This window comes from Sporosarcina ureae (assembly GCF_002101375.1).
In the GTDB taxonomy this organism is placed as follows: domain Bacteria; phylum Bacillota; class Bacilli; order Bacillales_A; family Planococcaceae; genus Sporosarcina; species Sporosarcina ureae_B.
This window is the reverse complement of record NZ_CP015207.1, coordinates 2,737,515-2,750,639: the sequence shown is the minus strand read 5'-3', so window position 1 is coordinate 2,750,639 and position 13,125 is coordinate 2,737,515. Positions and strand designations below refer to the sequence as shown.

General features: G+C 44.3%; 10 protein-coding genes. 1 reads left to right on the top strand and 9 read right to left on the bottom strand.

Going from position 1 to position 13,125, the window contains the following annotated elements; translation table 11 throughout:
• Positions 1-73 precede the first annotated feature (73 nt).
• The 7 genes from SporoP8_RS13425 to SporoP8_RS13390 form a co-directional block, all read right to left on the bottom strand.
• On the bottom strand, positions 74-2,044 hold the full coding sequence (locus SporoP8_RS13425) for a S9 family peptidase (RefSeq protein WP_085132973.1): 1,971 nt from the start codon (positions 2,042-2,044) through the stop codon (positions 74-76).
• A gap of 119 nt (positions 2,045-2,163) precedes the next feature.
• Positions 2,164-3,717: a fatty acid--CoA ligase family protein gene (locus SporoP8_RS13420; RefSeq protein ID WP_085132972.1), complete on the bottom strand. Its 1,554-nt coding sequence runs from the start codon at positions 3,715-3,717 to the stop codon at positions 2,164-2,166.
• Positions 3,718-4,728: 1,011 nt separating this feature from the next.
• On the bottom strand, positions 4,729-6,663 hold the full coding sequence (locus SporoP8_RS13410; protein ID WP_085132970.1) for an FtsX-like permease family protein: 1,935 nt from the start codon (positions 6,661-6,663) through the stop codon (positions 4,729-4,731).
• Positions 6,635-7,414 carry an ABC transporter ATP-binding protein gene (locus tag SporoP8_RS13405; protein WP_085132969.1) on the bottom strand — a complete coding sequence of 260 codons (780 nt, stop codon included), beginning with the start codon at positions 7,412-7,414 and terminating at the stop codon, positions 6,635-6,637. The genes SporoP8_RS13410 and SporoP8_RS13405 overlap by 29 nt, the downstream gene beginning before the upstream one ends.
• A complete protein-coding gene (locus SporoP8_RS13400; protein WP_085132968.1) occupies positions 7,395-8,417 on the bottom strand; it encodes a sensor histidine kinase in 1,023 nt (340 codons plus the stop codon). Before SporoP8_RS13400 ends, SporoP8_RS13405 begins: the two co-directional genes overlap by 20 nt.
• Complete coding sequence (locus SporoP8_RS13395; protein ID WP_085132967.1) at positions 8,414-9,115, bottom strand: response regulator transcription factor; 702 nt, start codon at positions 9,113-9,115, stop codon at positions 8,414-8,416. The genes SporoP8_RS13400 and SporoP8_RS13395 overlap by 4 nt, the downstream gene beginning before the upstream one ends.
• A 107-nt stretch (positions 9,116-9,222) precedes the next feature.
• Entirely contained in the window at positions 9,223-10,215 is a 993-nt protein-coding gene (locus tag SporoP8_RS13390) for a lipoate--protein ligase (RefSeq protein ID WP_085132966.1), read from the bottom strand.
• Between the two features lie 208 nt (positions 10,216-10,423).
• Here SporoP8_RS13390 and yhfH point away from each other — a divergent pair, with 208 nt between their 5' ends.
• The gene (gene yhfH, locus SporoP8_RS13385; RefSeq protein WP_083035173.1) at positions 10,424-10,549 is read left to right on the top strand and encodes a protein YhfH; all 126 of its coding nucleotides are present in this window, start codon (positions 10,424-10,426) and stop codon (positions 10,547-10,549) included.
• A gap of 184 nt (positions 10,550-10,733) precedes the next feature.
• On the opposite strand, the gene hemY is transcribed toward yhfH, so the two are convergent.
• Positions 10,734-12,149, bottom strand: coding sequence for a protoporphyrinogen oxidase (hemY, locus tag SporoP8_RS13380; RefSeq protein ID WP_085132965.1), 1,416 nt, complete (start codon positions 12,147-12,149; stop codon positions 10,734-10,736).
• 28 nt (positions 12,150-12,177) lie between these two features.
• Positions 12,178-13,113 (bottom strand): ferrochelatase, encoded by a 936-nt coding sequence (hemH, locus tag SporoP8_RS13375; RefSeq protein ID WP_085132964.1) that lies wholly within the window; start codon positions 13,111-13,113, stop codon positions 12,178-12,180.
• Between the last annotated feature and the right edge of the window lie 12 nt (positions 13,114-13,125).

Here is a 13,125-nt window from a genome sequence, read left to right as displayed (position 1 = left end):
GTTTAATTCGTATCTCATTATACACACTATATTTTTCATGTATAGCCGTTTGGGCATACTCTCTCATCTTACCTTATAGATACCGTATAAACCACCCGGTAATCTCTTCTAATCTTGCAATTCGCAAATTGGGTTTCCCTGTTCTCGACATATTATGATCGGATTCGGGGAAGCGAACAAATTCGGTTTCTTTGCCTAAATCTTTTAGTGTAATAAATAGTTGTTCGGCTTGCTCGATTGGACAGACGAAATCTCGTTCGGCATGAAGGATCAACAAAGGGGTCTCGATGTTTTCTGCATACTTCAACGGTGACTGCTTCCATAGAGTATCGACATCTGTCATTCTAGCTTTCAAATGCCAGTCAGTAAAGTAGTAGCCGATATTGGAGACGCCGAAGAAGCTAATCCAATTGCTGATCGAGCGTTGTGTGACGGCTGCTTTAAAACGGTTCGTGTGCCCGACAATCCAGTTCGTCATGAAGCCACCATAGCTGCCACCTGTTACGCCAAGGCGCGTTTCATCAATCCAGTCTTCGGTCTTCAACACTTCATCTAGTCCTGCCATGATATCTTCATATCCACCGCCACCGTAATCGCCACGCACTGCGTCAACAAACGCCTGACTATAGCCGTGACTGCCACGTGGATTGAGATAGAGAACTCCATAACCTTGCGCAGCCAATACTTGCATTTCATGGAAATACGTATAGCCATACATTGCATGCGGCCCCCCATGAATTTCCACAATGAGCGGATAAGTTTTACCTTCAGTAAAGTTCGCCGGCTTCATGAGCCACCCTTGGATATTTTCATTGCCATTCGTATAATGAATCGTTTGCGGTTCAACCAATTCGACTTTTTTCAACCAGCTTTCATTGAACGAAGTCAGTTTTGTCCGTTCACCGGTCGCAATCGTTTGGCGATACAGTTCCCCAGGATTCGTCATCGTGCTAACTGTGAGCAACGCGAATTCCGCATTTCCCGCGACATCGTACCCGTAAACATGCTCTTCTTCACCTGTCGCTGGATAGATCGCGCCGTCAAGTGTAGCCGCATACAAACGTACTTCCCCCATACTCGATAATTGGAAATACAGTTGCTCGTCTTCCGTCCACACGACGCCTGGCGCAATCGCTTGTTGCAAGTGGTCGGAAATACTTTCGTCTCCAATCGGCGCGTCAATTCCCGCTGTCAAATTCATCGTCTGACCGTTCGTCCGATCATAGACGAAAACATCTGCCTGCGTGACATTTTGGAACGTCAAGTCATACCCTGTATACGCAATATAGCGATCGTCTTTAGAGAAAGCTACATCGCCGAAAAAGCCTTGTTCATCGACAATCACGGTCTCTTTTTTTGTTTCAATATCCAACATCATGAACGGAACACCGAAATCATGATCGGTCTGCTCGTTACGATTGACGCCGACGACCAATTGTTTGCCGTCATGTGAAATCGCTTCTAATGAGTGATCAAATGGTTCCATAGTGAAATTGCAAATACGGCACGTTGCCAGATCAACATAACCGATTTGTGTATATTCGTCTTGCGGTACTACACCGATGAAATCTGCTTTGTATTTCATTTTCGTCACACGAATCGGTTGTGGAAATCCTTCTTGCTTCTGTACCGTCGTAGAAAACATTTCACCTGTTTTCAGCGTCCCCGTAAACCAAATTTTCTTACCGCACGGCGACCATTCGAATGAATCGATCCCTTTTTTACAGTCCGTCAGCGCATAGGCTTCTCCGCCTGCCTTTTGCATGATATATAGTTGATTTGTTTCGCTGCGATTCGATAAAAATGCTACTTGCTTGCCATCAGGAGACCATTTCGGTGCACTGACTTGGTGCTTCCCATACGTCCACCGCGTTACGACGCCCGTCTGCAAATCGATATGATAGATAGCGGAGTAATACGCATTTTCCTCTTTATGTAATTCGGTCACCGTAAACACTGCTTCTTGATCGTTAGGCGCCAATACCGGATTCGTTACGGATTTCGTCTCAAATAAATCTTCAATTGTTACACATCGTTTATTCATCCAATCCCTCCTGTATTCTTACAATTCATTAAACCATAACAAGTCAAGGCTTGTTTTGGCAATGAATGCGTAAAAAAACGAGTGACGGATATGATTCCCGTCACTCGTTTCCACTCTCATCAGCTTTTAATTTGATCTTTCAATGAACGTCTTAAAATCTTACCTGTCGTGTTTTTCGGTAATTCATCCAGGAACTCAATCGACTTCGGTACTTTATACTTCACGAGACGCTTCCCGCAGTAGTTAAGCAGTGAATGTTCCGTCGCATCCGAACCTTCCTTCAACACAACATAGGCTTGTACTTCTTCACCGAAGTTCGCATCTGGTATGCCTACAACTGCAGCTTCCACAATGTCACGGTGGCTAAACAGCACTTCCTCTACCTCTCGAGGATACACATTGAACCCACCGACGATGATCATATCTTTCTTGCGGTCTACGATATAAAAGTAACCGTTTTCATCACGTCGCGCCAAGTCGCCTGTATAGAGCCAACCATCACGAAGTGTAGCCGCGGTTTCTTCAGGCATTTTATAATATCCTTTCATGACGTTAGGGCCGCGTACGATTAATTCGCCGACTTCATTGTCAGGCACTTCTTCGCCATTTTCATCGACCACTTTATTCTCGACGTTCATAATATTCGTTCCGATCGATCCGGGAACACGTTCACGATCTAATGGATTGAAACACGTGACCGGTGAAGCTTCCGATAAACCATAGCCTTCCGAAACACGCACATTGAATTTCTCTTCGAAATCATGAAGCAAGGAAACGGGCATTGAAGAGCCGCCTGAAATCGCCAGTCTGATGGATTCGAAGTCTTCTGTTTTACCTTCCGGATATTGATAGAGGAAGTTATACATAGTAGGAACGCCTGCAAATACGGTGGCCTTTTGTTCGCGAATCATGTGGAATATTTCTCCCGGGCTAAAGCGTGGCTCGAGTAATATAGTAGCCCCTTTCACAAGTGGTGCATTCGCTACAACAGTCAATGCGAATACGTGGAATAAAGGCAATGTCGCTACAATTTTATCATTTTCGGAGAAGCCTAAATAGTCTCCTACATCACGTGCATTAGAGTAGATATTTTTATGTGTCAACATCGCACCTTTCGGGTGTCCTGTCGTTCCAGATGTGTAAAGGATGATAGCGCTTTCATCTTCGTCAACTTCTACCGCTTCCGTCATAGGTTTCGATTGCTTGATGAGCAGACTAAATGGATGCACTTTTGCCTTAACCGAGTCATTCAACGCAGCTAATTTCTCACCTGCATCTGCACTCATTTCACAGACGATATAGTTCTCAATCGTCGGAAATGACTGGCTTGCTACTTCTACGAGTGGCAATAATTGATCGATCGCAATAACGGCTTTCGCATCACTGTTTTCCAGAATATAAGAAATTTCGTCAGGAGTATAGAGCGGATTGACCGGCACAGCTGTCGCTCCGATACGCATAGTGGCATAGAGTGAGATCAAGTAATGCGGCGTGTTGCCGAGTAAAAATGCCACTTTGTCCCCTTTAACGACCCCTAGATGTTGTAGCGCATTGGCGAACATAGATACGGACATATCGAACTCTGCATACGTCGTGTCTTTCCCCATGAAATGATAGGCGATTTTACTAGGCTTGCTCTGTGCTGTCTGTTGAACACTAGAAACTAAATTCATGCTTTCATCTCCCTAACAAGTGAATGAATAACCATTCAGTAATTCGTTCATTATACTGATAAAACAAATAATTGGCAAGAGTTTACTGGGAATTTCGTTTTATTAGTTTATTAGGATAGGCTGGACGGGTTTTTGGGGTGGGGGATTTGCGCTCTAGGCGGACGCTTTCCCATGGGCCCGCGGTGAGCCAACTAGGTCGCAAGCTCCCTTTAGTTGTCTCACCTGTCGGGCTGATCCATCGGGAGTCGCCGCCTGCCGCTCCAATCCCCTGCAATGTTTGTGGCTGATACTTATTTTTGCACATTAAAGTTTGGCTAGTAATCAGTGACTAACTAAAACAGAAATTAGACTTGAACTTGAACTACATAAAGGGTAAAAACAACAATAATTTACACTTGCTACAGTGATTAACCTTTGTTCCTCCACTATCCACGTAGGATTGAAGCGGAAGCTGGGGCGACTCCGGGAGGATCAGCGTGCGCCTTGAGACCCCGCAGGGAGCGAAGCGGACGAGGAGGCTCAAGCCACGCCCTCCGGAAAGCGTCCCCAGCTGGAGCTTCAATCCCCTTACGCTCACCCCGGCCACTTACACTGGAACTTGAACTTGAACTTGAACTTGAACTTGAACTTGAACTTGAACTGGAACTGGAACTGGAACTTCAACAAGTTTAAAGGCACCAACAATTTACACTACCTACAGTGATTAACCTTCGTTCCTCCACTATCCACGTAGGATGGAAGCGGAAGTTGGGGCGACTCCTGGAGGATCAGCGTGAGTTCGAGACCCTGGACTGAACGAAGTGAGGGAAGCGGCTCGGGCCACGCCCTCAGGAAAGCGTCCCCAACTGGAGCTTCCATCCCCTCACACTCACAAACTCACTCACCACTCCAAAGCACTTGCTCTTGAACTTGAAATTAAATAAGTTCAATCCCCACCCACTCACTCCTTCCACTCATACTTGAACTTGAACTTGTACTTGAATTTGTACCAGTCAAAAAAGACACCCCTCCCTAAGAAGTAGGTGCCTTAATATGTGAAATATAACGCCAGCGGATCAGATAGAAATAGAAAATCTGCATCAGCGCAAAGCCCGCCAGCACAAGCGCCAGCTCCTTAACAATAGAAATCTCAGCCAACGCATCCCAAATCACCTGCAACGACATAAACGCAAACACACTATGGATAAACGACACACCCCACGGGAAGAAAAACTGCGGAATTAATTGCCGGTTAACAATCTTCGTAAACTCTCTGTCCGTCATCCCAATCCGCTGCAACACCGCATACTGCCGTCGATCATGACTAAGCGACGTATACAACCGGAAGTAAATGAAACTACCGGACGCAAGGAAAAATACGCCTGCGAGTAATAAGCCAATAAACAACAGCAACGAAAACGTCATACGGATATGCGAATAATTCAACCCCGGATTCTCAAACTCATAGCGCACCGGGTCACGGTGTTCGAGCATGAGCCCCGCCAACACTTGGGCATGGATAGTTAGACCGATTTCCCGCGTCTCCTGCCAGTCCACTACGTTAAATGCATAATAATTAAACGCCAATGCATCGACATGTGCTTGTTCTTCAATGCGATCGAAATCCAAATGATTCACGACAATCGTATTGAGTCCAAGCGCGTTTGGTGGAAACAATTTATACGGATACACGCCTTCAATCTCGAGTGAGACACCACTATCAGCCAGTTCAGTGTTGACTGATTCCGTCGACAATTGATTGGCCGCAGCGGCTGTTGCGGGTAAAAACAACGCATGTCCTCTATGTAATGAAAGCGGCTTTTCCCCGAAGCTTACAGCCAGTTCATTCAGATCAGACAGCTTGACGATATTGACTTTATTCTTAGTATAAGAAGATTGCTGTTCCAGCACACGAAATCGTACAGCCCAGTAGTCAAGACCTGCTTGATCGAGCTCATTGGTCAGTTGCGCGATATGTGGATACTCGAATTCATTATGCGGCAAGCTTTTATAGATGAGCCCGAGCGGATTTACTTCACGGTATTGCGAAGCGAATGACGTTAACGATGCCAGAATACCGACTGACATGAACGCGATAGTCGAAACGATCGTCACGATGAAGAACATCCGCGCATTTTCTTTTAAACGTACGATGCTTTCCGAAATCGAGATCAACCAAAAGTCACGCCAGAAGATGTTCTTTTGCCGTCGCAATGCATGCAATACGAGCGGTAACGTATCGGTGAAAAAGTAATACGTCCCGAATGTGATGAGTGGCGGTAGCAAGAAGAACAAACTGAGGATGCTCGAACGTGATACGAACGCTGCCATAGCGTAGGCGAGCAACAATAACACGACTCCGAAGATCCCACGGCTTTTCGAGTACGAATACACCGATTGTACGGCCATATCCCCATGTAATAAATCCGAGACTTGTCCTTGCTGAATGAATACAGGTGCGATATAGGAAATGATAGCGAACAAACTAAGGAATGCACCCATCGTCAACACGAATGGTTTCCAGGACAAATAGAGCGGCAATACCGGTATTTGCACAATCGCTTTGACGATCATGAAGAAAAACTTTGAAAACATGAAGCCAAGGAAAATTCCGCTTATAATTGAAGCGAAGCCAAGCAACATCGTCTCGATGAAAATGAGTCGATGCAACTGGCGTTTTGCCATTCCGAGAAGCAACAACACACCGAACTCTTTCGATCGCGCCTGCAAAAATGCACGCATTGAATAAAATAGGAAAAACAGCGTGAAGATGAATAGAATGATTTCCGCTATTCCCATACCGAGTGTTGAAATCTCTTTTAGAAACGTATTTTCAATCGATGGATGGAACAGCAACATCGAATAGAGGAAAAATACCATAACGGAAAATACACTCGCCATGAAGAATGCCGCATAGACCCGGCGGTTACGAACGACATTACGGTAAGCGAACTGTCGAAAAGTCATTCACGTTACCTCCAAGTAATGACAACACATTCAAGATACGCTGGAAAAATGTTTGCCGGCGTTCATCTTTATAAATTTCATTGAAAAACTCTCCATCTTTAATAAACAGAACGCGGTCACAATAACTCGCAGCAATCGGGTCATGCGTCACCATAATAATCGACGTCTTTTCATGCTGGTTAATATGTTCAAGTAATTCAAGCACATCTTTCGCGGATTTCGAATCAAGATTTCCTGTCGGCTCGTCCGCTAACACAATGCTCGGTTGATGGATGAGCGCTCGTCCTATCGCAGTTCGTTGTGCTTGTCCACCCGATAGTTCATCTGGTCGCCGCTCCAAAATATCTTCCAAATTCAACTTTTGCGCCATATCTTGTACACGTTTCTTCATCTCTGCAACGGGCAATCCATCAAGAGTTAACGGTAATACAAGATTTTCTTCCACCGTCAGCATTTGCAGTAAATTGATTTCTTGAAAGACAAAACCAATTTGTCGTCTACGGAATAAAGCAATATCGTTTTGACTGAGCTTTTCAGGTTCCACGCCTCCGATGACAATCTTGCCATACGTCGGAATATCGGTGGCCATCAATAAGTTTAACAATGTCGTCTTACCACTCCCCGACGGCCCCATGATCGCAACGAACTCCCCTTCTTGCACATCGAAGTCCAATTGATTCAATGCACGATGTATTACTTTTCCTTCATAGATCTTCGTGACATCTTCCATCTTAACGACCGGTTGCGTCATCTGATTGTTCACCCGCCTCTCCGTCTTTAAATAATAATGCGATTGTCGTGCCTTCTCCTTGTTTCGAGGAAATCGTCAGTTGGTGACCCAGTTTCTCACAAACTTCGGATGCGATGTATAATCCCATGCCCGTCGATTCTCCAGACAATCTGCCGTTTTCTCCCGTGAAGAAAGCTTTCGTTACCCGGTGTAAGTCCGATGCCGGTATGCCGATTCCTTCATCCTCAATTTCAAGACACAGACCTTCTTGTAACTGGACTGCATTCACATGTATTTTCTTACCTTTTTCAAAGGTATATTTTACAGCATTCGTAATGAATTGATTGAGCATAAACTTGATCCACTTTCGATCAGTCGCGACGGTTAAGTGTTCCTCCACATTCAGCACAGGAAACAGACCGTTCGTAATGAATAGTCGTTTATTTTCATTCAGCACTTCTTGCAACACTTGTCTCAACAATAGCCGTTCAATTTGCATATCTTCTTCAAACGTTTCAAGCCGTGCATTGACAAGGACGATATCCAATCCATTTTGGATGCGTCCCACTTCCTGCTCGATACTCTTCTTGTCCACTGTATCTTCTTGCAATAGTAAATTAATGACCGAAATGGGTGTTTTCATTTGATGCACCCATTGATTCATGAAATGCAAATGACGGTTTTGTGTGTCATATAAAGTCTGTACTTCACGTTGATACAAGCGATACAATTCGCGCGTAAATTCCATCGTCATTCGATGTTCGGCCGTCATGACATGCCGTATCAAAGCATCTTCCATTTGCTTTGGTTTTTCAACGATCTTCGCATAATATGTACGCCGCATGATGAATTTCGCTCCCAAATAGCCTGCCGTAAGTAAAATACTCATCGCGACCGAATAGATGGCTGTGTTCGGATTGCGGAAACCGTCTAGCCAAAACAACAGTAGAATGAACGACACCAGCCCGACTTGAAACAGCATGAACGGTACATGCTCTTTAACGAATAGTGTGAATGCTTTCATTTGGCTTCCGATTCCGGCATGAAACGATACCCCGCACCGCGCACTGTTTCAATCCAAGATTGCACGTCATAATCGGTCAATTTCTTGCGCACTCGAGCCATATTAACGTTAAGCGTATTTTCATCAACAAATGATTGATCATCCCACAGTTCTTCGAGTAACCTTTCACGTGACACCACTTTCGGAGACTCGCCCATCAACAGTTCCAGAATGACACATTCTTTCTTCTGAAGTGGAATTTCTTCATTGCCTTTTTGTAACGTCATCCGTTCTATATACAACGTCAAATCGCCCGATACGATCAAGCGCTCCGATTGATTCGGGGAATATTCGCCAAACGATCGACGCAAATGACTTTTAATTTTTGCTAATACAATTTCATAATGGAACGGCTTCGTTATGAAATCATCGCCTCCATTTTCGAGCGCAAACACTTGATCCATATCACCTGAGCGCGCCGAGATAAAAATAATCGGACACATCGTATGCTGTCGTAACTGACGACACCAATAGTAGCCGTCATAAATCGGCAAGTTGATATCTAAAAGCACTAGATGTGGATTATACGCGTTGCATTCTTCCACGACTCGGTCAAAGTCCTGTATGATCGCGACTTCATATTGATATTTTTCAAGCGTTCCCGCTAACAATTGAGCAATTTTCAAATCATCTTCCACAATAAATATTCGATGCTTCACCGTAACCCCTCACTTTCTCTTTATGTTCAGTATAGCGTATTTTACAGCACACATAAATCAAACTTCATATACAAACAGCGCATGCCCCGCAAGACATGCGCTGTTCCTTAATAGATTACATCTACAAACTCTTCTAGCTTAATCCCACCAAGGATTTTCTCCACGTCCATAGATTCAAGCGCTTCTGTGATCGCCTTGCGCTCATATTTCACACCGATTAAACGATTTTCGATTTCTTGGACTTCGCCCACACCGAAAAAGTCACCATAGATATTGACGTTTTCTATACTGCCTTTTTCTACTTGCAAGCGGACATCGATTCCGCCAACAGGAAAACGTTTGGACTGTTGCAAGTTGAACTTCGGTGAACGCCCATAATTCCACTCCCAGTTGCCATAACGCTCTGCAGACAATTCATGAATTTTTTTCCAGTCTTCATCCGTCAACACGCGATACTCAATATTTTCTTCGCCATCGAACATCGAATTCAAAATTTCTTGTCTAAACTGTTCAATTGAAATAGGCTCTTCCAAGAATTCTGAAATATTTGCGACACGACTGCGAATCGACTTGATCCCTTTTGACTCAATTTTGTCCTTCTTCACTTTGAGTGAATTCACGACACCTTCCATATCTGTATCAAACAATAACGTCCCATGGCTAAACATGCGGTCCTTTGTAGCAAATTGGGCGTTTCCTGAAATTTTACGTCCATCGATCAAAATATCGTTACGTCCAAGCAATTCCGCTTTGACACCCATTTTCGCAAGCGCTTCTGTTACTGGCTCCGTGAACTTCTTAAAGTTACGGAACGACTCCCCATCGTCTTTCGTGATGAAACTGAAGTTCAAGTTTCCTTTATCATGATAGACCGCACCGCCACCTGATAGTCTACGTACAACGTGAATGCCTTGACGATCGACAAACTCCGTATTGATTTCTTCTACTGTATTCTGGTTTTTCCCGATAATGATAGAAGGTTCATTGATGTAGAACAGTACATACGAATCTTTGTCTACGTCCATCGTGTTGAGTACATATTCTTCAATAGCCAAGTTAATACGTGGGTCTGTGATGCCTTGATTATCGATAAATTTCATAGTTTCTTCTCTCCTCACAAAATTGTCGCATTTATTTTCTGTTAATTCTCACAATTAAAGCCGACAAAACAGCTCGAAAGCGCGTCACAAAGGGCCTGAATCCATTTTAACAGAAAGATAAATGAAATGTTGACTTCCGGCATCTGTTATAATACAATGTGTATATGCCAAAGAGTTATACAACAAACAAAAAGGGGATGGATAAAATATGGTAGAAAGCATCGTAGAATTTTTCAAGAACTTGCCGGCGAAGGTTTGTGCGACATGTGGAACTGAAATTGAAGAGCAGCACGAGTGTTACTCTAATCAATGTAATCATTGCAACGTAAAATAAAAAACTTTCATTCGGCGAATATTCCTATATTCGCTTTTTTTATGCGTAAAACATCATAAAACAGTTGGCGCATTATGCTAACCAAACTGCGCCATTCCCCTTACGAACTGCGCCTTCCACTGAAATCTACTTGTTATACAACATAAAAAATCCGTACAACATTTGTTGTACGGATTTTATCCTATTACGTAAATAGCTTTGCTAGCACTTGATCTTTTGCTGCGACACCTTGATCGATACAGTCAGGCAAACCCACTCCATTATAGGATGCACCTGCAAGCTCGATCATCGGAAACGCTGATTGCATTTCCTCTCGCGCACGTATAATTTTCTCTTTATGGCCAACGCGGTATTGCGGTCGGTCTTCTTTCCAGCGTGTGATGATACAGAAATCCGGTTCACCTGTAAGCTCGAGAATTTCTTCCAAGTCTTTGCGAACGATTTTTTCTATTTCAGCATCTGGTAAATCGACAATCGCTTCTTCCCCAACGCGTCCGACGAATGCACGCACCATCACTTTGTCATCAGGTGTGGTCGTCGGCCATTTACGGTCGACAAGCGTACAAGCTGTAATGGAATGATTGCTGCTACGTGGTACTAAGAAACCCGTTCCATCAATATCGCTCTGCATCGCACTTTTTGGGTAACCTAGTGCTACGGTTGCGACAGATGTCATCGGAATCGTTCCTAGTTCTTTCAACAGACCATGCGGTTCGAACAAACGGCTCGCTACGGTGTGGCTCGTTGACAAGATCACTGCATCCGCTACGATTTGCTGTTGATCATTCAATGCCAGTACAGCACGGTCGCCTTGTTTCATGATGTTGGTGACACGCGTACCTTTCATAACATTGACATCCGTCAGCTGTTCTTCCAATGCTTCTACCAAGGAATCTAGACCTTTTCTAAATGTATGGAAAGCGCCCATTTTCTTTGAACTGTGACTATTCTTTTGCGGTAGTTGCTTAGGAGTGGTCTTCTTCATTCCCAAAATCAAGCTACGATGATTTTTTTCCACTTCATAAAACTGTGGAAAAGTCGACTCGAGGCTCATATGATCAATATCGCCGGCATAGACGCCTGACAATAATGGCTCGATGAGATTTTCTACCACTTCTGTGCCAAAGCGACGGCGGAAAAACTTACCGAGCGACTGATCTCCAGTTACTTCAGAACGTGGTAATACAAAGTCGCCGGCTGCGCGTATTTTACCACTCAAACTAAATAAACCGGATGTAACGAAAGGTTTGATTTCAGTCGGTACACCCATGACAGCACCTGCCGGGATTTTGTGCATCTGATTATGCAACAAAATATACGCTTGCCCTGTTGCGTTTCGAACAAGTTGATTTTCTATCCCCAAGTCAGTCGCTAATTGGTCTACACTTTTTTTACGGATCAAAAAGGAGTCGGGACCGCGTTCGATTACATAGCCGTCTCGACGGACTGTTTGGATTTTTCCACCTAGTTTTGTTGATGCTTCAATCATGATGATATCTATGGGAAGTCCTTGTTCACGGGCATCTTTTTGCATATAGTACGCTGCAGCGAGACCCGTGATTCCGCCGCCGATTATGACTACTTTTTTTCGTTCACTCATGTCCTTTTTCACTCCGATCCACTTGAGTTCATTTTATTGCGTGTAATTGATCCATTACCGCATCCGCCATTGCATCAATGAATAAAGGATCGGTGTTCGGCATGGCAGGTCTGTGGTACGCTGCGCCGATCTCGTCACATACTACTTTACACTCGTAGTCGTTATCGTATAGAACTTCTAAGTGATCCGATACGAAACCAACTGGTGTGTAAACGAATGATGTATATCCATTTGTTTCAAACAGTTCACGTGTTAGATCTTGTACGTCCGGCCCCAACCAAGGATCAGGTGTTTGCCCTTCACTTTGCCAACCGAGTGCGTATGTTTTAACGCCTGCTGCTTCTGTAATCATTTCTGCTGTTTCTTTCAACTGATCAGCATATGGATCACCATTAGCCAGAATCTTTTCTGGCAATGAGTGAGCTGACACGATCAAGCATGATTTCTCACGTTCTGTCTCGTCCATCGCATCATACGTTTGACGCAATTGGTTCGCCCAGTACTCGATGAATTTCGGTTGCTTGTACCAGCTTTCAACGGAAGTAAGTGTAATCCCGTGCTTGTCTGCTTCCTCTTTCGCGCGACCGTTGTACGATTTAACAGAAAACGTAGAGAAATGTGGCGCCAATACAATCGATACTGCTTCGGTAATGCCATCTTCATGCATTTCTTGTATGGCATCTTCCACGAATGGCGCAATATGCTTCAGACCTACATATACTTTAAACTCCATTTCGTTTTGTACAGCATTCAAACGTGCGCCTAGTGCGTCCGCTTGATCATCCGTAATCCGCGCAAGTGGTGATATGCCTCCGATTGCTTCATAGCGATTGCGAAGATCTTCTAGTTGTTCCGGAGCCGGCGGACGGCCTCTACGGATGTGCGTGTAGTATGGTAATAGATCGTCATAGGAGTTGGGTGTTCCGTACGCCATAACGAGTAAGCCCATTTTCTTTTTCGTCATCATATTCACCTC